This window comes from Paenirhodobacter sp. YD-8 (assembly GCF_056590935.1).
In genome coordinates, this window is record NZ_CM152649.1 from 3052394 (window position 1) to 3072175 (window position 19782).

At 68.3% G+C, this 19782-nt stretch carries 22 protein-coding genes; 9 read left to right on the forward strand and 13 right to left on the reverse strand.

The window, feature by feature from the left end; all coding sequences use genetic code 11:
• Positions 1-62 precede the first annotated feature (62 nt).
• On the forward strand, positions 63-1127 hold the full coding sequence (gene epmA, locus AC0QTQ_RS14815) for an EF-P lysine aminoacylase EpmA (RefSeq protein WP_480257208.1): 1065 nt from the start codon (positions 63-65) through the stop codon (positions 1125-1127).
• Here epmA and AC0QTQ_RS14820 read toward each other — a convergent pair.
• The 4 genes from AC0QTQ_RS14820 to AC0QTQ_RS14835 form a co-directional block, all read right to left on the reverse strand.
• The gene (locus tag AC0QTQ_RS14820) at positions 1103-1483 is read right to left on the reverse strand and encodes a DUF2237 family protein (protein WP_121532761.1); all 381 of its coding nucleotides are present in this window, start codon (positions 1481-1483) and stop codon (positions 1103-1105) included. The genes epmA and AC0QTQ_RS14820 overlap by 25 nt on opposite strands.
• Positions 1484-1496: 13 nt before the next feature.
• Complete coding sequence (locus tag AC0QTQ_RS14825) at positions 1497-2660, reverse strand: serine hydrolase domain-containing protein (RefSeq protein WP_480257209.1); 1164 nt, start codon at positions 2658-2660, stop codon at positions 1497-1499.
• A gap of 99 nt (positions 2661-2759) precedes the next feature.
• Positions 2760-3278: a MarR family winged helix-turn-helix transcriptional regulator gene (locus AC0QTQ_RS14830; protein WP_121532757.1), complete on the reverse strand. Its 519-nt coding sequence runs from the start codon at positions 3276-3278 to the stop codon at positions 2760-2762.
• An 81-nt stretch (positions 3279-3359) separates the two neighbouring features.
• Positions 3360-3638 carry an FAD assembly factor SdhE gene (locus tag AC0QTQ_RS14835; RefSeq protein WP_480259239.1) on the reverse strand — a complete coding sequence of 93 codons (279 nt, stop codon included), beginning with the start codon at positions 3636-3638 and terminating at the stop codon, positions 3360-3362.
• Positions 3639-3784: 146 nt separating this feature from the next.
• On the opposite strand from AC0QTQ_RS14835, the gene AC0QTQ_RS14840 reads away from it, so the two are divergent.
• Positions 3785-4987 (forward strand): pyridoxal phosphate-dependent aminotransferase, encoded by a 1203-nt coding sequence (locus AC0QTQ_RS14840; RefSeq protein ID WP_121532755.1) that lies wholly within the window; start codon positions 3785-3787, stop codon positions 4985-4987.
• Between the two features lie 11 nt (positions 4988-4998).
• Positions 4999-5424, forward strand: coding sequence for a hypothetical protein (locus AC0QTQ_RS14845; protein WP_121532753.1), 426 nt, complete (start codon positions 4999-5001; stop codon positions 5422-5424).
• A gap of 170 nt (positions 5425-5594) precedes the next feature.
• Here the strand turns inward: AC0QTQ_RS14845 and AC0QTQ_RS14850 are convergent, their stop codons facing one another.
• The 4 genes from AC0QTQ_RS14850 to ppk2 form a co-directional block, all read right to left on the reverse strand.
• Positions 5595-6977 (reverse strand): MATE family efflux transporter, encoded by a 1383-nt coding sequence (locus AC0QTQ_RS14850; RefSeq protein ID WP_480257210.1) that lies wholly within the window; start codon positions 6975-6977, stop codon positions 5595-5597.
• Positions 6978-7021: 44 nt separating this feature from the next.
• Positions 7022-7597, reverse strand: coding sequence for a cytochrome b/b6 domain-containing protein (locus AC0QTQ_RS14855; protein ID WP_480257211.1), 576 nt, complete (start codon positions 7595-7597; stop codon positions 7022-7024).
• A 67-nt stretch (positions 7598-7664) separates the two neighbouring features.
• Positions 7665-8120, reverse strand: coding sequence for a c-type cytochrome (locus AC0QTQ_RS14860; protein WP_121532748.1), 456 nt, complete (start codon positions 8118-8120; stop codon positions 7665-7667).
• 195 nt (positions 8121-8315) lie between these two features.
• Positions 8316-9344 carry a polyphosphate kinase 2 gene (gene ppk2 / locus AC0QTQ_RS14865; RefSeq protein ID WP_480257212.1) on the reverse strand — a complete coding sequence of 343 codons (1029 nt, stop codon included), beginning with the start codon at positions 9342-9344 and terminating at the stop codon, positions 8316-8318.
• A 202-nt stretch (positions 9345-9546) separates the two neighbouring features.
• Between ppk2 and AC0QTQ_RS14870 the strand changes: the two genes are divergently transcribed.
• From AC0QTQ_RS14870 to parE, 3 genes are all read left to right on the forward strand, one after another.
• Complete coding sequence (locus AC0QTQ_RS14870; RefSeq protein ID WP_480257213.1) at positions 9547-9759, forward strand: hypothetical protein; 213 nt, start codon at positions 9547-9549, stop codon at positions 9757-9759.
• 69 nt (positions 9760-9828) lie between these two features.
• Positions 9829-10494 (forward strand): glutathione S-transferase family protein, encoded by a 666-nt coding sequence (locus AC0QTQ_RS14875; RefSeq protein WP_480257214.1) that lies wholly within the window; start codon positions 9829-9831, stop codon positions 10492-10494.
• 178 nt (positions 10495-10672) lie between these two features.
• A complete protein-coding gene (parE, locus tag AC0QTQ_RS14880; protein WP_480257215.1) occupies positions 10673-12631 on the forward strand; it encodes a DNA topoisomerase IV subunit B in 1959 nt (652 codons plus the stop codon).
• Between the two features lie 6 nt (positions 12632-12637).
• On the opposite strand, the gene AC0QTQ_RS14885 is transcribed toward parE, so the two are convergent.
• From AC0QTQ_RS14885 to AC0QTQ_RS14900, 4 genes are all read right to left on the reverse strand, one after another.
• Positions 12638-13501, reverse strand: a complete 864-nt coding sequence (locus tag AC0QTQ_RS14885) for a BRCT domain-containing protein (RefSeq protein WP_480257216.1) — start codon at positions 13499-13501, stop codon at positions 12638-12640.
• 64 nt (positions 13502-13565) lie between these two features.
• The gene (locus AC0QTQ_RS14890; RefSeq protein ID WP_480257217.1) at positions 13566-13973 is read right to left on the reverse strand and encodes a cytochrome C; all 408 of its coding nucleotides are present in this window, start codon (positions 13971-13973) and stop codon (positions 13566-13568) included.
• A gap of 91 nt (positions 13974-14064) precedes the next feature.
• The gene (locus tag AC0QTQ_RS14895) at positions 14065-14718 is read right to left on the reverse strand and encodes a 3-oxoacid CoA-transferase subunit B (protein WP_480257218.1); all 654 of its coding nucleotides are present in this window, start codon (positions 14716-14718) and stop codon (positions 14065-14067) included.
• Positions 14719-14730: 12 nt separating this feature from the next.
• Positions 14731-15381 carry a 3-oxoacid CoA-transferase subunit A gene (locus tag AC0QTQ_RS14900; protein ID WP_480257219.1) on the reverse strand — a complete coding sequence of 217 codons (651 nt, stop codon included), beginning with the start codon at positions 15379-15381 and terminating at the stop codon, positions 14731-14733.
• Between the two features lie 487 nt (positions 15382-15868).
• On the opposite strand from AC0QTQ_RS14900, the gene AC0QTQ_RS14905 reads away from it, so the two are divergent.
• The 3 genes from AC0QTQ_RS14905 to AC0QTQ_RS14915 are packed head-to-tail and all read left to right on the forward strand — an operon-like array spanning position 15869 to position 18721.
• A complete protein-coding gene (locus AC0QTQ_RS14905) occupies positions 15869-16888 on the forward strand; it encodes a TRAP transporter substrate-binding protein (RefSeq protein WP_480257220.1) in 1020 nt (339 codons plus the stop codon).
• On the forward strand, positions 16885-17430 hold the full coding sequence (locus tag AC0QTQ_RS14910) for a TRAP transporter small permease (RefSeq protein WP_480257221.1): 546 nt from the start codon (positions 16885-16887) through the stop codon (positions 17428-17430). The genes AC0QTQ_RS14905 and AC0QTQ_RS14910 overlap by 4 nt, the downstream gene beginning before the upstream one ends.
• 10 nt (positions 17431-17440) lie before the next feature.
• Entirely contained in the window at positions 17441-18721 is a 1281-nt protein-coding gene (locus AC0QTQ_RS14915) for a TRAP transporter large permease (RefSeq protein ID WP_480257222.1), read from the forward strand.
• Here the strand turns inward: AC0QTQ_RS14915 and ftrA are convergent.
• Positions 18714-19721, reverse strand: coding sequence for a transcriptional regulator FtrA (gene ftrA / locus AC0QTQ_RS14920; RefSeq protein ID WP_480257223.1), 1008 nt, complete (start codon positions 19719-19721; stop codon positions 18714-18716). The genes AC0QTQ_RS14915 and ftrA overlap by 8 nt on opposite strands.
• Positions 19722-19782 lie beyond the last annotated feature (61 nt).

Consider the following 19782-nt stretch of genomic DNA (forward strand, 5'->3'; position numbering starts at 1 on the left):
CGCCCGGATGGCTGAGCGCCTAAACCATCCGCAACGGAATTTCCAGTCGAAAGCCACAGAACATGTCCGAGACCCCGTGGTGGAACGCCGAACGGCATGCCGACCGCCGCCCGATCCTGCTCGCGCGCAACCGGACCCGGCGCGCGATCGGTGACTGGCTCGAGGCGCGCGACTTCATCGAGGTCGATCCTTCGGCCCTGCAGATCAGCCCCGGGAACGAGGCGCATCTGCACGCCTTCACCACCACCGCGATCGGCAATGACGGGCTGCCGCATCCGATGTATCTGCACACCTCGCCCGAATTCGCGATGAAGAAGCTGCTCGCGGCGGGCGAGCGGCGGATTTTCGCCTTCGCCCATGTCTGGCGCAACCGCGAGCGCGGCAGCCGTCACAGCCCCGAGTTCACCATGCTCGAATGGTATCGGGTGGGCGAGGATTACACCGTGCTGATGGCCGATTGCGCGGCGATGCTGCGGCTGGCGGCCGAGGCGGCGGGGGTGCGGGTGTTCCGCTATCGCGGCATCGACTGCGATCCCTTCGCCGAGCCCGAGCGGCTGAGCGTGGCCGAGGCCTTTGCCCGCCATGCCGGCATCGACCTGCTGGCCACCTGCCGCGGCGCCGAGACCGACGCCGAAGCCCTGCGCGCGCAGTGCCGGGCCGTGGGGATCGGCGTCGGCGACGACGATACCTGGTCACTGATGCTGTCGAAGGTGCTGGTCGAGAAGGTCGAACCGCATCTCGGCCATGGCCGCACCACGATCCTCGACCGCTATCCGGCCGCCGAGGCGGCGCTCGCCCGCCCCGCCCCCGATGACGACCGCGTCGCCGAGCGGTTCGAGCTCTATGCCTGCGGGGTCGAGCTGGCGAATGGCTTTGGCGAGCTGACCGATGCCGCCGAGCAGCGCCACCGCTTCGAGCTGGAGATGGAGGAGAAGGCCCGGATCTATGGCGAGCGTTACCCGATCGACGAGGATTTCCTCGCCGCCCTCGCCCAGATGCCCGCCGCCAGCGGCATCGCGCTCGGCTTCGACCGGCTGGTGATGCTCGCCACCTCGGCGCCGCGGATCGAGGACGTGCTCTGGACCCCGGTCGCCGATCCGGCTCAGAACGGCGACAGCACCCGGTAAAGCCGCAGCACCTCGAGCGGCACCAGCTCGAGCGTGCGCGCATGCGTCGCCTCGAGCACGACAGGCGGCGCGCAGCCCTCGTCATGCGCCTCGAGGAAGCGCCCCGCGCACAGGCACCAGCGGTCTCCGGGTTTCAGCCCGGTGAACCCGAGTTCGATCCGCGGCGAGACGAGATCGTTGCCGACATAGCTTGACCAGGCCAGGAACTCGGCCGTCATCACCGCGCAGACGGTATGCGCCCCGGCATCCTCCCAGCAGGTGTTGCAATGCCCGTCGCGGAAGAAGCCGGTGCGCGGCGCCCCCGAACACAGCTCGAGCGGCCCGCCCAGCACGTTGACCGAAGGCTCCATCTCCATCGTGCGCTCCCCCTCAGGGAGCAGCCTGCGCGAGGGCGCGGAACATCGCAAGGTTTTCCTCGTTGACGCCCTCGGCATCAAAGCCGCGATCGGCGCTGTTCACCGCGATCACCACGCCCGCCGCGGGGTTCACGTAGATGTACTGGCCATAGATCCCGCGCGCCATGTAGTCGCCGCCATGATCGGCATTGTCGACCGGGACCCACCACTGGAAACCATAGCCCGCCCCGTCCGCCGCCTGATGCGCGGTCGAGGCCGCGACCCAATCGGCCGGCACGATCTGGCGGCCGTTCCAGAAGCCCTTTTGCAGGAACATCTGGCCGATGCGGGCATAATCGCGGGTGCGCAGGTTCAGCCCGCCCAGCACGAAGCCCGTGCCCTCGCCGTCGGTCAGCATCACCGGGCTCGCCTCGAGCCCCATCGGCGCGATGATCCGCTCCTGCATCAGTTCGACCGGATCGCGCCCGGTGGCACCATGGATCACCATGCCCAGCACATGCGTGTCGATCGAGACATAATGCATGTGGCTGCCGGGCGCCGTCGCCCGCGTCTTCAGCGAGGCCGCGAAGGCATCCATCGAGCCGCCAAGCGCCAGCACCCGGCCCATGCGGTTGATGTCGGAACCGAAGTCCATGTAATCCTCGTTGAAGGCGACCCCCGAGGACATGGTCAGCACGTCGCGGATCGTCGTGCCGTCATAGGCCGAGCCCTTCAGGGCCGGCACATATTGCGTCACCTGCGCATCGAGATCGGGGATCCTGCCCTCGGCCACCACCGTGCCGAAGAGCGCCGACAGCACCGATTTCGCCATCGACCAGCTGATCCGCAGATCCTCGGCCCCGGTGCCGAGGAAATAGTCCTCCTGCACGATCCGGCCCGCGCGCAGCATCACGATCGAAGTGACGGCGCGACGGGTGATCCAGTCGCGCTCGACCGGGCCGATCGGTTCCGCCACGCCCGCGGGCAGCGGCGAGACCGGCCCGGTGCCGCGATCGAGCACGCGCGAGCGGAACAGCCGATCCATGTGCGAGAAGTTCTGCACGATCCGCTGTTCCGAAAACAGCCCGTTCACCGCAATCAGCCGGGTGATTTCCTCGCGCTTCCAGATCCCCGCCGCGATGGCAATCACCACCACCACAAGCAGCACCCGCGCCCCGATCCGCATCATCCGCCGCATCCGTTCCTCCCTGCCGCGCCGGCCGCCCTCCCGCAGCCCGGATGCAGGGAAGCACGGCGCGCCGGGGCCCGGCAAGCCCGCCCCGGCGTCAGTCGCGCGTCAATAGATGTAGCGGATCTGTTCGCTCCACGAGCGCTCCATCCGGCGCAGGGTGCGGTTCATCTCCTCGATCCGGGCAAGGTCGAGCGTGCCGCGCGCCTCCATGCCGCGCGCCTGACGGCGAAAGATCTCGGCCACCGCGTCGCGCATCCGCCGCCCCTTCGAGGTCAGCCGCACCCGCACCGAGCGCCGGTCGACCTCGCTGCGCTGATGGTGCATGTAGCCGGCTTCGACCAGCTTCTTCAGGTTGTAGCTGACATTCGAGCCCTGGTAATAGCCGCGCGATTTCAGCTCGCCCGCGGTCACCTCGTTCTCGCCGATGTTGAACAGCAGCAAGGCCTGCACCGGGTTGATGTCGAGCACAGCGGTGCGCTCGAACTCGTCCTTGATCACGTCGAGCAGCAGCCGGTGCAGCCGCTCGAGCAGCGACAGGCTGTCGAGATAGCCGGCCAGAAGCGCCGGCGGGCAATCCCGCTCCGCCTCGTCGCGCAGCGTCGTCATGGGGGTTTGAAAGGTCATCCGTCTCTCCCGCCGCTCGTTCCCGCATCGAGACTCGCGAAGAAAAGACAAATTTCCGTTAAACCGGCCCGGTCCGTCGGCTCAGGCGCGCACGTTCAGGTGCCGCGAGCGCGCGAAATCGGCGATCACCGCCAGAAGGTCGGCATAGACTTCCGGGCAGGGCAGCGCCCCCGACACCCACAGATAGAGGTCCTGGTCGTTTTCCTCGAGCAGCGCGTCATAAAGCGTCAGCGTCGCCTCGTCGAGCGCGGCAAGCTTCTCGTCCGCCCAGGGGCCGAGGATCAGGTCCATCTCCTTGGTGCCGCGCCGCCAGCTGCGCATCCGCATCCGCTTCAGCCGCGCTTCGCTCGTCTCGACGATCATAGCCGCCCCCCTGTCATGAACCCGTCACGGGCTGTGCCACCTCGGCGGGGCGCACGTCAACCCCTGCCCTGCCTGCGTCTCTTGATCGCATGCGGGGGCAGGCGTAAAGGATGCACCCGGCAGATTCAAACCGGAGCTCTCCCATGGCCTTCCTTTCCGACACGCTTGCGCGCGTGAAACCCTCGCCGACGATCGCGGTGACGAACAAGGCCCGCGAACTGAAGGAGGCCGGGCGCGACGTGATCGGCCTCGGCGCGGGCGAGCCCGATTTCGACACGCCCGAGAACATCAAGCGCGCCGCGATCGCCGCGATCGAGAGCGGCAAGACGAAATACACCGCCGTCGACGGCATCCCGGAACTGAAGAAGGCGATCTGCGCCAAGTTCGAGCGCGAGAACGGCCTGAGCTACAAGCCCTCGCAGATCACCGTCGGCACCGGCGGCAAGCAGGTGCTCTACAACGCGCTGGTCGCCACGCTGAACCCCGGCGACGAGGTGGTGATCCCCGCCCCCTACTGGGTGAGCTACCCGGACATGGTGCTGCTCGCCGGCGGCACCCCGGTCTTCGTCGAGGGCCGGATGCAGACCGGCTACAAGATCACCGGCGCGCAGCTGGAAGCGGCGATCACGCCGAAGACGAAATGGGTGATCTTCAACTCGCCCTCGAACCCCTCGGGCGCCGCCTATTCGCGCGACGAGCTGAAGGAGCTGACCGACGTGCTGATGCGTCACCCGCAGGTCTGGGTGATGTCGGATGACATGTACGAACACCTGACCTTCGGCGATTTCGAATTCGTCACCCCGGCGCAGGTCGAACCGGGCCTCTACGACCGCACGCTGACCTGCAACGGCGTCTCCAAGGCCTATGCGATGACCGGCTGGCGCATCGGCTACGCGGGCGGCCCGGAAGCGCTGATCAAGGCGATGGGCAAGGTGCAGTCGCAGTCGACCTCGAACCCCTGCTCGATCTCGCAATATGCCGCGGTCGAGGCGCTGAACGGGCCGCAGGATTACGTGATCGAAAGCCGCAAGGCCTTCGAGCGCCGCCGCGATCTGGTGGTTGCCGCGCTGAACACCTGCCCCGGCATCACCTGCCCGACGCCCGAGGGCGCGTTCTACGTCTATCCCTCGATCGAAGGCTGCATCGGCAAGACCTCGGCCGGCGGCGTGAAGATCGAGAACGACGAGGCCTTCGCCGCGGCGCTGCTCGAGGAGGCCGGCGTGGCCGTCGTCTTCGGCGCGGCCTTCGGCCTTTCGCCGAACTTCCGCATCAGCTACGCTACCTCGGACGCCGCGCTGACCGAGGCCTGCGCGCGGATCAAGGCCTTCTGCGAAGGGCTGAAGTAACAGGGGGCATGATGGCGGGCGATCTGCCGGACTACTATTTCCGCATCCGCGAGAACGGCGCGGCGGTGTTCAAGGTCGATACCGAGAACCGCCAGCGCCGGATCGAGATGGACCAGATCGCCGTCGTCAACACCCGCAACGGCGAGATCAAGCCGCAGGGCGACCGGCGGCTCACTCCCGAGGACCTGGCCGAGATCGAGGCCTGGATGGCAAGGCGCGTGGCCCTTCTGGCCGCGCGCGACATCGATGACATCCTGCGCGCGGTCGACTATCTGAACCTGACCACGCATTGGGTGCAGACCAAGGCGAGCGAAGCGCAGCTCGACGAGGTGACCGACAGCCTGTTGCTGGCGATGCATGACCTGCGCACGGTGCTCGTGCGCAAGAAGGCCGAGCGGCTGATGAAGGGCATGCCCTCCGAGGGCAACACCGACTGAACCGGCCGCAAGGGGGCGCTGCCCCCTCGCCGCGTGCCGCGGCTCACCCCCGGGATATTTTCAGCAATTGGAAGCGTGGAAGCCTGGGCTTCCCCAAAGGCCCGGTTCTTTCTTCTTGGTCGAAATACCTCGGGGGTGAGCGGCGCAAGCCGCGAGGGGGCAGCGCCCCCTCACGCCGCATGCAGCCAGGGACCGCGCCAGAACCGCAAGGAGAGCAGCGTCGCGGCACAGACCAGACCGCAGGCCAGCCCGAGCCAGAGCCCCACGCCCCCCAGCCCGAGCGGGAAGGTCAGCACATAGCCCGCCGGGATGCCGATCAGCCAGTAACAGGCGCCGGCCACCCACATCGGCACACGCGTGTCCTGCACCCCGCGCAGCAGCCCCATCGCCATCACCTGGGTCGAATCGAAGAGCTGGAACAGCGCCGCCACCGCAAGCAGGCGGGTGGCGAAGCCCAGAATCGCCTGCGCCTCGGGTTTCGCCGTGTCGAGGAAGGGGGCGATCAGCAGCTCCGGCACGCCGAGGAACAGGCCGACCGACAGCAGCGCGAAGAGGAAGGACAGCGCCTGCGCCACCGCCGCGCCCCCGCGCAGCCGGGCGAAATCGCGCGCGCCCTTCGCCCGCCCGGCCCGCACCGTCGCCGCATTCGACAGCCCCATGTGCACCATGAAGACGATCGAGGCGAGTTCGAGCGCGATGCCATGCGCGGCGAGCTGCTCGGTGCCGATCCAGCCCATCATCACCGCCGAGGCCTGGAACATCCCGGTCTCGAAGAGCGCGGTGAGCCCGATCGGCATGCCGACGCGGAAGACGGCGCGGAAGGCCTCCCAATCGGGGCGCCAGAAACGCTGGAACAGGTGGAAGCGGCGCAGCTCGGGCAGCCAGGCGGCGTAGATCATCAGCAGCACCGCGGTGACGATCTGCACCACCACCGAGGCCAGCGCCGCGCCGCGCAGCCCCATCTCGGGCGCGCCCCAATGGCCGAAGATCAGCGCCCAGTTCAGCGCGGCGTTCAGCCCGACGCCGACCAGGGTCACCCACATCACCATCTGCGTGCGCAGCTGCGCGCTGAGATAGGCGCGCAGCACCGCGATGATCAGCGCCGGCACCATGCCCCACATCGCGACGCGCAGATAGTCCTGCGCCAGTGCCGCGGTGCCGGGCGCCTGGCCCAGAAACCGCAGCAGCGGCCCCGCGAAGGCCAGCACCGGCATCACCGCCAGCCCGAAGAGGATCGACAGCCACAGCGCCATGCGTGCGTCGCGGCGCACCTGGGTCTCGTCGCCGGCGCCAAGGGCCGCGGCGATCAGCCCCATCACCGCATAGGAAAACCCCGAGCCGAGAAGAAAGAGGATGAAGAACAGCCCCGAGGCCAGCACCGCCGCGGCCAGCTCGGCCACGCCATAGCGGCCAAGCATCATCGTGTCGGTGACATGCAGCGCCATCTGCGCAAGATTCGAGCCGACAAGCGGCAGCCCGAGCGCCAGAAGCGCACGGACATGGGCGACGACGGAAAGCCGCGCCGGGGGGATCTGGGCCTGCGGTGAAGACATGGGCGGACGCTAGCCGAGCCCGCCGGCCGCGGCAAGGCGGATGCTCAGTCGCGACGCCGCCCGGTGATCATCGGGGTGACCAGATCCTCGCGCTTCCACAGCCGGTAGAAGACGATGGCACCGATGTGCAGCACCACGAGCGCCGCCACCAGCCAGGCAAGACGGTGGTGCCAGGAGAGCGCAAGGCGGTTCCAGTCGGTCGAGACCCAGCCCGCGAGCGGCCCGGTGTTGATGTAATCCTCGGGGTCGAGGAACAGCCCGGTCAGCACCTGCGCGCTCAGCGCCAGAAGCAGCGCGAGCACCGACCAGCCGCCCAGCGGGTTGTGGCCGGTCACCTGCACCGCGCGGCGCGCGGGCAGCGTGCGGGCATAGGCGAGAACCGCCCTCGGCCCCTTGACGAAGGAGGCAAAGCGCGCATTGCGCGGCCCGACGAGGCCCCAGATCAGGCGGAAGATCAGCAGCCCGATCACCGTGTAGCCCAGCCAGAAATGCCAGGTCATCTGCAGCGGCCCGAAATGGCCGAGCAGCCAGGCGCCGATCACGGCGACCGCCAGCAGCCAGTGGAACAGCCGCAGCGCCGGGTCCCAGATCTGCCGGCTCGTCTCGGGGGTGTCGCTCATCATCCGCTCCGTCGCAAAAGATGACCCGGGCGCCGCCGCCCGGGCCGATTTCAGATCTGCACTCCGGTCATTCCGGCAGGCGATACTCGTCGTGGCAGGCCTTGCAGGTGCCGCCGAACTTGCCGAAGGCCGCGGCGAAGGCGCCGGCATCCTCGCCACCGGCCGCCGCGACCAGTGCCGCTCCGGCGTCCTTGAAGGCCTTTTCCTTGGCCAGGAAGTCATCGAAATTCGACCAGATCGCGGGCTTGGCGCGGTTGTCGTCGGGGATCTCGGCGGCCGAGCTGCCCTCGGGGAAGAAGTCCTTGAAATCGCTCGTCAGAAGCGGGGCAAGCGCCTCCGCCTCGGTCTTCGCCGCGGCCGGATCATAGGCCTTGGCGAGTTCGCCCATCTTCTTCATCTCATAGCCGAGCTTCTTGAAATAGGTCTGGCGCGCGCCGACGGCCTCCATCGGGCTGGCCACCGCGAGGGTGACGGCCCCGAGGACCATGGCGGCAGGAAGGGTCACGGTAAAGAGCTTGCGCATTCAACGACTCCTGTTGTTGGGCTGGCACCCGATCATACGCATCTGCGCGCCATTTCCGACGCGACATATCGCATCTTCGGAAGGTGCCATGCCGCCGTGCGGCTGGTCCAGCCGGCAGGAGACGGATTTCACGAGATTTTCAACCGGGGCGAGAGCAGCGGCGGGAAACCGCCGCCCCCGCCCCGTCCCCCTCGGTCAGGGCTTTGCCGGCACCACCCGCCGCGTGGCCGGATGCAGCGCGGCACCAAGGATATGGTCGGCCTGATGGATCACATGGCTCGCATGCCCCACAAGCAGCGGGTCGGGCGGCGTGGCGATCGCCGGGTCCTTGTCGGGATAGTCGAGCGTCGACAGGAAGTGCCGCATGCAGTTCAGCCGCGCCCGCTTCTTGTCGTTCGACTTCACGATCACCCAGGGGCTGTCGGCGGTGTCGGTGTAGAAGAACATCGCCTCCTTCGCCTCGGTGTAATCGTCCCACTTGTCGAGCGAGGCGAGGTCGATCGGGCTCAGCTTCCAGCGCTTGAGCGGGTCGGTCGCGCGTTCGGTGAAGCGGCGGCGCTGCTCCTCGCGAGTGACCGAGAACCAGTACTTGTAAAGCCGGATCCCCGAGCGCACGAGCATCCGCTCGAATTCCGGGGCCTGACGCATGAACTCGAGGTATTCGGTCGGCGAGCAAAAGCCCATGACCCGTTCGACGCCCGCACGGTTGTACCAGCTGCGGTCATAGAAGACCATCTCGCCCGAGGTCGGCAACCAGTTGACATAGCGCTGGAAATACCATTGCCCGCGCTCCTCGTCCGAGGGCTTGTTCAGCGCCACGACCCGCGCGAACCGCGGATTGAGATGCTCGTTGAAGCGCTTGATCGTGCCGCCCTTGCCGGCCGCGTCGCGCCCCTCGAAGAGGATGACGAATTTCTGCCCGGTCTCCTGCGCCCAGAGCTGCACCTTCAGCAGCTCGGCCTGCAACAGCGCCTTCTCCTTCTCGTAGGCGGGGCGGCCCATCCGGTGCGGATAGGGGTATTTCCCGCTCTCGAAAGCCAGCCGGATCGCGTTCGGGTCGAGCTTCGGAAAGCTCTGCGGCCCCTTCAGCGCATCCTCGCCCGGCTCGGTCTCGGCAGGCGCCGCGACGGGCTCTGCCGCCTCCGGCACGACCTCTGCCGCCGGGGCAGGCTCCTGCTGCGGCTCTGCCCCCGCCAGCGTGTCGCCGATGCTCTGATCTTCCATGCGCGTCCCTCCGTCTGATCGGCGTGATCTTGCCGCAAGGCAGCGAAACTGTCCTTGACCCGTGTCAAGAAACCGTCACGAAACCGCCGCGACGGCGCGACGACAGGTCATCTTGCCGGGGGGCCGCGCCGGTGCGACCCTGTGCCGGCATCGCCCTCGGGTGCAAGGCGCCCCGCGAGGGTCCGGGCAGTGGGAGGAGAAGATGGCAGATCGCAATTTTTGCACCGCAGGTCAGGATTCTCAAGGCCGCTGGCACATCGCCTGCCGCGAGCCGGCGATGGGGTCCGTCGGCATCTTGCAGAACATGCGCTACACGCTGCAGATGTCCTGGCCCCACGACCAGCATTTCGACAAATGCGTCGACCACATCCGGCGTTTGGGCGGCACGCGCTGGACGACGAACGTTCTGCCCTGAGCCCTTCCGTTCCCCGTCCGCTTCGGGCAGGATGCCCCTCCGGAACAGGCAGGGACAGGGAGAACCGCCATGATCACGCTCTATGGCGTCTATCGCTCGCGCGCGTCGCGCAACATCTGGGCGCTCGAGGAACTCGGCCTGCCCTGGCAGCTGAAGACGGTCATCCAGGCTTACCGGCTCGAGGCGAAGGGCATCGACCCGAAATCCCCGGGCGCGCCCTTCAACACCCGCTCGCCCGATTTCCTGCGGCTTTCGCCCGCGGGCGCTATCCCGGTGATGGAGGACGCCGGCCTGCTGCTGACCGAGTCGCTCGCGATCAACCTCTACCTCGCGAAGAAGGCCGGCGGCCCGCTGGGTCCGCGCGACCCCCGCGAGGAGGCGCTGATGATGCAATGGGCGCTTTACGGCGCAACCTCGATCGAGGAGCCCGCCCTCGCGATCCAGTTCGCCCTTGCCGCCGGCAAGCCCGATGGCGCCGAGGGCGCGATCGCCGGCGCCGTCGACCGGCTGAACCGGCCGCTCACCGTGCTCGAAACCCATCTCGGCGCGCACAGCCACATGGTCGGCGGCCGCTTCACCGTGGCCGACATCAACATGGCGGAAATCCTGCGCTACGCCCAGGGCCACGCGCCGCTGATGGCGCGCTTCCCGCGCGTCGCGGGCTGGCTCAAGCTCTGCCAGGACCGCCCCGCCTTCCGCAAGATGTGGAGCACGCGCGAGGCCGAGCCCGCGTAAGCGCGCGCATACCCGCCCTGCCTGCATCGGCAGCCGGAACGGCCCGGCTGCCGTTTTCTTGGCCGAAATACTCCGGGGGGGCGGCCACCGGCCGCGGGGGGCAGCACCCCCCTGCTTGCCCCCCCTCCCCAAGCTGCGCTATCCCTGACCTCCATACCCAAGAAGGAAAGCGAGCAGCATGGCCGACGATCTTCTCTCCGCGCAGCCGTCCGAGACCTATGACGCCTCCTCGATCGAGGTGCTCGAAGGGCTCGAGCCGGTGCGCAAGCGTCCGGGCATGTATATCGGCGGCACCGACGAGCGCGCGCTGCACCACATGGTCGCCGAAATCCTCGACAACGCGATGGACGAGGCGGTCGCCGGCCACGCCACCCGCATCGGAGTCGAGATGAACGCCGACGGCTCGGTCACCGTCACCGACAACGGCCGCGGCATCCCGGTCGACCCGCATCCGAAATTCCCCGGCAAGTCGGCGCTCGAGGTGATCCTGTGCACCCTGCACGCCGGCGGCAAATTCTCGAACAAGGCCTATTCGACCTCGGGCGGGTTGAACGGCGTCGGCTCCTCGGTGGTCAACGCGCTCTCCGACCTGATGGTGGTGCAGGTCGCGCGCAACAAGGAACTTTACGAACAGCGCTTCTCGCGCGGCGTGCCGCAGGGGCCGGTCGAGAAACTCGGCGCCGCGCCGAACCGCCGCGGCACCTCGGTCACCTTCCATCCCGACCCCGAGATCTTCGGCTCGCTCGCGCTGAAGCCCTCGCGGCTGTTCAAGATGACGCGCTCGAAGGCCTATCTGTTCTCGGGCGTCGAGATCCGCTGGAAAAGCGCGCTTGCCGACGGCGACACGCCGATGGAGGCGACCTTCCATTTCCCGAACGGGCTTTCCGACTTCCTGAACGAGGTGCTGACCGGCACCTCGACCTATGCCGAGCGCCCCTTCGCCGGCCGCGTCTCCTTCGAGGAGAAATTCGGCGTGCCGGGCTCGGTCGAATGGGCGATCAACTGGACGCCGGCGCGTGACGGCTTCATCCACAGCTATTGCAACACCGTGCCCACGCCCGAGGGCGGCACGCATGAGGCGGGCTTCTGGAACGCGATCCTGAAGGGCATCCGCGCCTATGGGGATCTGTCGAACAACAAGAAGGCCGCGCAGATCACCCGCGAGGACATGCTCACGGGCGGCTGCGCGCTGATCTCGATCTTCATTCGCGAGCCCTCCTTCGTCGGCCAGACAAAGGACCGGCTCTCGACCGAAGAGGCCGCGAAATGGGTCGAAAGCGCGGTGCGCGACCATTTCGACAACTGGCTGGCGGCCGACCCGAAATCGGCCGGCGCGATCCTCGATTTCCTGGTGCTGCGCGCCGAGGAGCGGCTGCGGCGCCGGCAGGAAAAGGAAACCTCGCGCAAGACCGCGACGAAGAAGCTGCGCCTGCCCGGCAAGCTCGTCGACTGCTCGGCCACCAACCGCTCGGGGACCGAGCTGTTCCTGGTCGAGGGCGACTCGGCCGGCGGCTCGGCCAAGATGGCGCGCGACCGCACCCATCAGGCGCTGCTGCCGCTGCGCGGCAAGATCCTGAACGTTCTGGGTGCGGCCAGTTCCAAGCTCGGCCAGAACCAGGAGATCAACGACCTCGCGCAGGCGCTTGGCGTCGGCCTCGGCACCAAGTTCCGTGTCGATGATCTGCGCTATGACAAGGTCATCATCATGACCGACGCCGATGTCGACGGCGCCCATATCGCCTCTCTTCTGATGACCTTCTTCTTCACCCAGATGCGGCCGCTCATCGACAAGGGCCACCTCTACCTCGCCTGCCCGCCGCTCTACCGGCTGACGCAGGGGGCGAAGCGCGTCTATGTCTCGGACGATGCCGAGAAGGAGGCGATGCTGGCCAAGGGCCTGGGCGGCAAGGGCAAGATCGACGTGCAGCGCTTCAAGGGTCTGGGCGAGATGGACGCCAAGGACCTGAAGGACACGACGATGAACCCCGAGACGCGCAAGCTGATCCGGGTGACGATCGACGACGACTTCGCCGGCGAGACCGGCGATCTGGTCGAGCGTCTGATGGGCAAGAAACCCGAGCTGCGCTTCCAGTACATCACCGAGAACGCGCGCTTCGTCGAAGAGCTGGATGTGTGAGGGCGCTCAGCGCCCCATCAGCCCCAGAAGCTGCCATTCCGAGACGAATTGCGGCCCCTTGCCCCGCAACCGCAGCTCCATCGCCTTGCGCAGCTTGGTGCCGCGGTTGACCTCGATCCAGTCGCGCGAGGCGGTGCCGCCGATGATGACGTAATCGGTCCGACCGCTCACCGATTTCGCGATCTCGGCACCAAGCTCGCTCAGCTGCCGCTCCAGCAGGCTGCGCGGCGAGGTGCGGAAGGTGCCGGTCAGCACGACGGAGCGCTCGATGATCTCGTCGGGGAAGCTCTGCAGCCGATGCTCGGCGACATTCGCAACGCCAAAGACGTTGGAGAGCCCGGTATCGCCATAGGAATCGCCCACGACCTCGGCAATCGCGTCGCAGATCAGGGCGCCCTCGTCGGGCGTGACGATCCCGTCCTCGACCGCATCGCGGCAGGTGTTGTAGATCTCGCGCACCCCGACCGTCTCGACCAGCGCCGGGCTCAGCTCGACAAGCCGCACGATCCCTTCCGCCTCGGAGGTGGTGATGATGTTGTCGCACACGATGCCCCGGCAATAGCCGAGAAACCGGTTCAGCGCACTTTTCGCGCAGCTCGGGTCGATCCGCTCCGCGCGGGTCTCGACCATCTGGGTGACCGTCTCGTGCTCGAGAAGTTCGGCCTCGAAATCGTCGAGGATATCCGAGGCGTCGGCGTCCGCGATGCGGGTGATGAAGGTCCGGCACTCGGCCAGCAGCGGCGCGACCTCGCCCTGTTCGATCATGCCGCTCGCCGCGACGCCTTCGAGGAAGCCCGTGAAATGGCAGAAGAACTTGCGATCGTTCGCCACACGATGGATCGCCCCGAGGGCGCGGCCGTTATGGTCCATGGAAAAGGTCTCTCCGATGCAATGCGGTGCGAAGCATTGCGCCGGAGCGGCCGCGAGGCAAGCCTCACTTCTCCATCGCCTTGATGTATTCCATCAGCTTGACCAGCCGCAGCGGCGTGGGCGTCGGGATGCCGTCGCCGCTGTCGTAAAGCACCACCTGGCCCTCGGCCAGCGCCTCGAACGGGGGCATGTCGCCCGCCTGCGCGCCGACCATCTCGCCGTGCTGCTTGTAGCCGACGATCTTCGACATCACCCGCGCCTCGGGGAAGACGCCCTCGTTCAGCGTGGTCAGATCGGCAAGCGGCGTCGGGTTCAGCTTCAGCTCCTGGGCGATCGGGCCCGGATCGCGGCCATTGCCGTGACAGCCCGCGCAATAGCTCGCGTAATCCTCGGCGGGCGTCGGCACGCGCTCGGCGGCAGGCGGCAGGCAGGCGGCAAGGGCGAGCGGGGCGATCAGCATCAGGGCGCGCATCGGGGTCTTCCTCTGTTTCGCCACAAGCAAAGCACGCCGGGCGGGCGGGGGCAAGCCGGCGTCCCGCCGCGCCCCCGGCCCCGGGCAGGCCTCAGGCAAGAACCATCTCGGGCACCTCGTCCGGCACGATCAGCGCCGCCTCGGTCTCGGCCAGCACCGCCTCGACCGAAACGCCCGGCGCGCGTTCGCGCAGAACCAGCCCCGCGTCCGTCGGTTCGATCACCGCAAGTTCCGTCACCACCAGATCGACCCGGCGCAGCGTGGTCAGCGGCAGCGTGCAGCGCCGCACGATCTTCGACTCGCCCTTGGCCGAATGCTGCATGCCGACGATCACCCGCGCGGCGCCGGTGGCCAGGTCCATCGCCCCGCCCATGCCCGGCACCATCTTGCCCGGCACCATCCAGTTCGCCAGATGCCCCGCCTCGTCGACCTGCAGCCCGCCGAGCACCGTGGCATCGACATGGCCGCCACGGATCAGCGCAAAGCTCATCGCGCTGTCGATCGAGGCCGCCCCCGGCACCAGCGCGACAAAGCCCGCCCCGGCGTCGGTCAGGCTCGGGTTCTCGAGGCCCTCGGGCGGCAGGCCACCGAGCCCGATCACCCCGTTCTCCGCCTGGAAGAACACGCCCCGTTCGGCCGGCACATAGCGCGCCACCAGGCTCGGCAGGCCGATGCCCAGGTTGACGAGCGCCCCGGGCGCGATTTCCCGCGCGATGCGCCGCGCGATCAATTCCTTCGCGTTCATCTGTGTTCCTCCTCAGCCGCGCATCAGCAGGTGATCGACCAGCACGCCGGGCGTCTTCACGGCATCCGGGGGGATCGCGCCCACCGGCAGGTAATGTTCCGCCTCGGCGATCACCACCCGACCGGCAAGCGCGATGATCGGGTTGAAGTTATGCGCGGTCAGGGAATAGGTCAGGTTGCCGATGTAATCGGCCTGATGCGCGCCGATCAGGGCGAAATCGGCGGTGATCGGCAGCTCGAGCAGGAAGCGCTTGCCCTCGATCTCGATCACCCGCTTGCCCTCCTCGACCTCGGTGCCGAGCCCGGTGGGCGTCAGCACCCCGCCAAGCCCCGCGCCCCCCGAGCGGATCCGCTCGATCAGCGTGCCCTGCGGCACAAGCTCGACCGCGATCTCGCCCGCCAGCATCTTTGCCTGGGTCTCGGGGTTCAGCCCGATGTGCGAGGTGACGACGCGGCGCACCGCGCCCGCGGTAATCAGCTTGCCGATGCCGCGCCCGGGGTGTGCCGTGTCATTGGCGATCACCGTCAGTTCGCGGGCCTGCCGCGCCACCAGCGCGTCGATCATCCGCTCGGGCGTGCCCACCCCCATGAACCCGCCGATCAGCAGGCTCGAACCGTCGGGAATCCGCTCTGCCGCGGCCTCCGGTTTCAGCGCACCCTTCATCCAGCTTCCTTTCCGCGGTCGTCCCGGCCGGGGCCGGTTCCGCCGCGCTCCTCTGCGCCGCCCCCGCGCGCCCCGGGGGCCATTTCCGTTGCCGCGACAGGGGCGCCCTGCGGCCGAAAAGCCGCTGCCCGTCACCGGGCGCAGGGTCCGTTCCGGATCCGCGATCTGCCGAAGATGCCTCTGCGTGCTCCCTCCCGGCCGCCCGAATTTCGGCCGCGGGGTCCGCCTCGCTCTCCTCCAGTGCCGCCGCTGCGGGCCGCGCCTCATGCGCCTTTCATGAAGCCTCTCATCGTCCGATGCAAGGGCACGATCGGCGCCCCGAATGTGCAATGCCGCACAAAGGACACAGCCCCGCCCCGGCCGCATCCGCGGCATGGACCCTTGCGGTTTCATGCTCTAACACTTGAGCCGAAGACCATGCCGGACGTGTCCCGGGGCTCCCCCTCCGCGCCGCAGATCCGGCCTCACGCAGCAGGGAGCTGACCCAATGGCACGACATCTTCTCTCCACCGGCACCGCGATCCTTCTGGCGCTGGCAGCACCGGCCGGCGCCGAGACCACGCTGACCGTGGCGAACTGGCTGCCGCCGTCGCATCCGCTGGTGTCGGAGGTGATCGTACCGATGAGCGAGAAGATCGCCGAGGCGACGCATGGCGCGGTGAAGGCGACGATCCTGCCCGCGCCCCTCGGGCCGCCCGGCGCGCATTTCGACTTTGCGGTGAACGGCGTCGCCGACATCACCTTCGGCGTGCAGGGCTACAACCCCGGCCGGTTCAAGACCACGAACGTGGTCGAGCTGCCGTTCCTCGGCGAAAGCGCCGAGGACGTCTCGGTCGCCTACTGGCGGGTGTGGGAAAAACTCCTCAAGCCCGCCGGCGAATATGACCAGGTCAAGGTGCTCGCCGTGTTCAGCCACGGCCCGGGCGAGATCTTCATGAAGGATGGCGACGTCTCCTCGCCCGACTTCCTGCAGGGCAAGAAGATCCGCGTCGGCGGCGGCATCGTGCACGAGATCGTCTCGGCGCTTGGAGCGGCGCCGGTCGAGGGGCCGTCGTCCAAGGCCTATGAGCTGCTCAGCCAGGGCGTCGCCGACGGCATCACCTTCCCCTATGAATCGGTGAACTATTTCAAGCTGATCCCGCAGCTGAAGAAGGCGGTGGCAGTGCCGGGCGGGCTCTTCAACACCTCGTTCTACATCGTGATGAACAAGGCGAAATGGGACAGCCTGACGCCCGAGGAACAGGCGCAGATCGACAGCGTCACCGGCGAGGCGCTGGCGCGGCTCGCCGGGCAGATGTGGGACCGCCAGGATGCGCTCGGCCGCGAGGCGATGGCCGGCAAGATCGCGATCGAACCCGCGACCGAGGCACAGATCGCCGCCTGGAAGACCGCGCTGCAGCCGCTCGTCGACGCCAAGCTCGCCGAGGCCGCCTCGGCCGGGATCGACGCGACGGCCGCCGAGGCGATGCTGAAGGACGAGATCGCCAAGGAAGAGGCGGCGAAGTGAGCGACAAGGCGGCGGAGGTCTTCCTCCGCACCCCCGAGACCGACCCGTCCTCGGGCCGCCACCCCGAGCCCGCGCCGGTGCGCCGCACCCGCGCGCGGCTTGCACTCGCCGCGATCTGCGGCGCGATGCTGCTGGCGATGATGGGGCTGACCGTCGCCGACGTGCTGGGCCGCTACCTGCTCGGCGCGCCGATCACCGGCGCGACCGAGCTGACCGAGATGATGCTCGCCGCGGTGATCTTCCTCGGCCTGCCGGCGGTCAGCCTCGACCGCGACCACGTCACCGTCGACATCGTGACCGAGCATCTGCCGTCCCGCCTCCAGCCCTGGCGCGAGCTGCTGACGGCGCTGGTCTCGGCGGCGATGCTGTCTGTCGTCAGCTGGCGGATCTGGGTCTATGCCGGGCAGATCGCGGGCTATGGCGGGGCGACGAACTCGCTGCGCCTGCCGATCGCGCCGCTGGGCTATCTGGCCGCGGCCTGCTGCGCCCTCGGCGCGGTCTTCACCCTTTACGCCGCGCTGCGCGGCCTGCGTCGCAAGTGACGGGGACATGATGGAACATTGGCAGCTTGGCATCGCGGTCCTCCTCGTGCTGCTTCTGGGCGGCGTGCCGATCGCCTTTGCGCTGACCGCGGTGGGGCTGGTCGGCACGATCTCGATCATCGGCTGGGCGCCGGCGATGGCACTGCTCGGCTCGACCTTCTTCGACAATGGCCGCGACTATTCGCTGTCGGTGCTGCCGCTCTTCCTGATGATGGGCAATTTCGTGGTGCAGTCGGGCATCGCAAGCGAGCTTTACAACGCCGCCTATGCCTGGCTGCGCCACCGCAAGGGCGGCCTCGCGACGGCGACGGTGATCGCCTGCGGCGCCTTCAGCTCGGTCTGCGGCTCGTCGATGGCGACGGCGGCGACGATGACGCGCATCGCGCTCCCTTCGATGCGGCGCTTCGGCTATCCCGACCGGCTCTCCACCGCCTCGATCGCGGCAGGCGGCACGCTCGGCATCCTGATCCCGCCCTCGGTGATCCTCGTCTTCTACGGGATCATGACACAGCAGGACATCGGCAAGCTCTTCCTCGCCGGCATCATCCCCGGCCTTCTCGGCATCTTCGGCTATGCGATGGCGGTGCGCTTTTCCGTGGCCACGGGCAAGGACGATCTGCCGGTCGAGCCGAAGCTGCCGCTCAGGGACCGCATCCTGGCACTGAAGGGCACGGCCGGGGCGCTGCTGCTCTTCGTCTATGTGATGGGCGGGATCTATCTGGGCGTCTTCACCCCCACCGAAAGCGCGGGCATGGGCGCGGGCGGGGCCCTGCTTCTGACGATCCTGTCGCGGCGCTTCAGCTGGGGCGCGCTGCTCGACGTGCTCTATGACACGATGAAGACGACGGCGATGATGTTCTTCATCCTGTTCGGCGCGCTGACCTTCTCGAACTATGTCAATCTCTCCGGCATGACCCGCGACATCCAGGCCTTTCTCGAGGCCTTCGGCGGCAACCGCTGGGGGGTGATCTTCCTGATCCTGCTGATCTATCTGGTGCTCGGCTGCGTGTTCGAGAGCCTGTCGATGATCATGCTGACAGTGCCGGTGTTCTACCCGATCGTCGCGGCGCAGGGGTTCGACCTGATCTGGTTCGGCATCTTCGTGGTGGTGGTGACGGAGATTTCCTACATCACCCCGCCGGTCGGGCTGAACGCCTTCGTGCTGCGCTCGGTGGTGCCGGACGTGGCGCTTGGCACGATCTTCCGCGGCCTCGGCCCGTTCATCGTCGCCGACGCGATCCGCATCGCGATTCTGACGCTGGTGCCGGGGCTGGTGCTCTTCCTCACCTGAGGGCGCGACCGAACTGCCGCCGCCACGCCCCGGGCGAGAGCCCATAGCGGGCGTGGAAGGCGCGGCGCAGCACCGCGGCCGAGCCGAAGCCCGCCGCCTCCGCGACCGCCTCGAGCGGCGCCTCCGAGGTCTCCAAAAGCTCTGCCGCCCGCGCCAGCCGCGCCTGTGCCTGATAGCGCGCGGGGGTGGTGCCCGTCGCCTCGGCAAAGCGGCGCAGGAAGGTGCGCTCCGACATCCCCGCCCGCGCCGCCAGCGCCCGCGCCGGCGGGGTTTCGGCCAGATCCCGCGTCAGCGCCTCGAGGATCGGTGCCAGTCGCCCTCCCTCCCCCGCCCGCGGCACCGGGCGCAGCAGGAACTGCGCCTGCCCGCCCTCGCGCGAGGCCGGCATGACCAGGCGCCGCGCCACAAGGTTCGCGGCCTCGGCCCCGAAATCACGGCGCACGATATGCAGGCCAAGGTCCATCCCCGCGGCCGAGCCCGCCGAGGTCAGGATCTGCCCCTCGTCGACGAACAGAACATCGGGATCCACCCGCACCGCCGGAAAGCGCGCCGCCAGCGCCTCGGCATAGCGCCAGTGCGTCACCGCCCGCCGGCCATCGAGCAGCCCCGTGGCGGCCAGCACGAAGGCGCCCGAGCAGATCGAGGCGAGCCGCGCCCCCCGCGCATGCGCCGCCCGCAACGCCGCGATCAGCGCCTCGGGCACCGGTGCGTCAAGGCCGCGCCAGCCCGGCACCACGATCAGCCCGGCCTCCGCCAGAAGCTCCAACCCGCCATCGCAGCCGATGCGCAGCCCCCCCTCGGCCCGCATCGGCCCGGGATCGGCCGCGGCGGTCGCACAGCGATACCAGTTCGGCCCCATCTCGGGGCGGGGAAGGCCGAAGATCTCGGTCGCGATGCCGAACTCGAAGGTGCACAGCCCGTCATAGGCCAGCACCGCGACGCGCGGGTTGGCGATCGGCGGCAGGGCAAGGTTTGGCAGGATCTGCGCGATCGTTGTCATGCTGCCAGCTTACGCGCGCGGGTGCCGGCTGCCAAGATCCGGTCATCGAGAGAAGGAGAGC

Bases quoted from the DNA above. Each gene is read 5' to 3' on its own strand.
- epmA (WP_480257208.1), top strand. From the start codon at position 63: ATGTCCGAGACCCCGTGGTGGAACGCCGAACGGCATGCCGACCGCCGC.
- AC0QTQ_RS14820 (WP_121532761.1), bottom strand. From the start codon at position 1,483: ATGGAGATGGAGCCTTCGGTCAACGTGCTGGGCGGGCCGCTCGAGCTG.
- AC0QTQ_RS14825 (WP_480257209.1), bottom strand. From the start codon at position 2,660: ATGCGGCGGATGATGCGGATCGGGGCGCGGGTGCTGCTTGTGGTGGTG.
- AC0QTQ_RS14830 (WP_121532757.1), bottom strand. From the start codon at position 3,278: ATGACCTTTCAAACCCCCATGACGACGCTGCGCGACGAGGCGGAGCGG.
- AC0QTQ_RS14840 (WP_121532755.1), top strand. From the start codon at position 3,785: ATGGCCTTCCTTTCCGACACGCTTGCGCGCGTGAAACCCTCGCCGACG.
- AC0QTQ_RS14845 (WP_121532753.1), top strand. From the start codon at position 4,999: ATGGCGGGCGATCTGCCGGACTACTATTTCCGCATCCGCGAGAACGGC.
- AC0QTQ_RS14850 (WP_480257210.1), bottom strand. From the start codon at position 6,977: ATGTCTTCACCGCAGGCCCAGATCCCCCCGGCGCGGCTTTCCGTCGTC.
- AC0QTQ_RS14855 (WP_480257211.1), bottom strand. From the start codon at position 7,597: ATGAGCGACACCCCCGAGACGAGCCGGCAGATCTGGGACCCGGCGCTG.
- AC0QTQ_RS14860 (WP_121532748.1), bottom strand. From the start codon at position 8,120: ATGCGCAAGCTCTTTACCGTGACCCTTCCTGCCGCCATGGTCCTCGGG.
- ppk2 (WP_480257212.1), bottom strand. From the start codon at position 9,344: ATGGAAGATCAGAGCATCGGCGACACGCTGGCGGGGGCAGAGCCGCAG.
- AC0QTQ_RS14870 (WP_480257213.1), top strand. From the start codon at position 9,547: ATGGCAGATCGCAATTTTTGCACCGCAGGTCAGGATTCTCAAGGCCGC.
- AC0QTQ_RS14875 (WP_480257214.1), top strand. From the start codon at position 9,829: ATGATCACGCTCTATGGCGTCTATCGCTCGCGCGCGTCGCGCAACATC.
- parE (WP_480257215.1), top strand. From the start codon at position 10,673: ATGGCCGACGATCTTCTCTCCGCGCAGCCGTCCGAGACCTATGACGCC.
- AC0QTQ_RS14885 (WP_480257216.1), bottom strand. From the start codon at position 13,501: ATGGACCATAACGGCCGCGCCCTCGGGGCGATCCATCGTGTGGCGAAC.
- AC0QTQ_RS14890 (WP_480257217.1), bottom strand. From the start codon at position 13,973: ATGCGCGCCCTGATGCTGATCGCCCCGCTCGCCCTTGCCGCCTGCCTG.
- AC0QTQ_RS14895 (WP_480257218.1), bottom strand. From the start codon at position 14,718: ATGAACGCGAAGGAATTGATCGCGCGGCGCATCGCGCGGGAAATCGCG.
- AC0QTQ_RS14900 (WP_480257219.1), bottom strand. From the start codon at position 15,381: ATGAAGGGTGCGCTGAAACCGGAGGCCGCGGCAGAGCGGATTCCCGAC.
- AC0QTQ_RS14905 (WP_480257220.1), top strand. From the start codon at position 15,869: ATGGCACGACATCTTCTCTCCACCGGCACCGCGATCCTTCTGGCGCTG.
- AC0QTQ_RS14915 (WP_480257222.1), top strand. From the start codon at position 17,441: ATGGAACATTGGCAGCTTGGCATCGCGGTCCTCCTCGTGCTGCTTCTG.
- ftrA (WP_480257223.1), bottom strand. From the start codon at position 19,721: ATGACAACGATCGCGCAGATCCTGCCAAACCTTGCCCTGCCGCCGATC.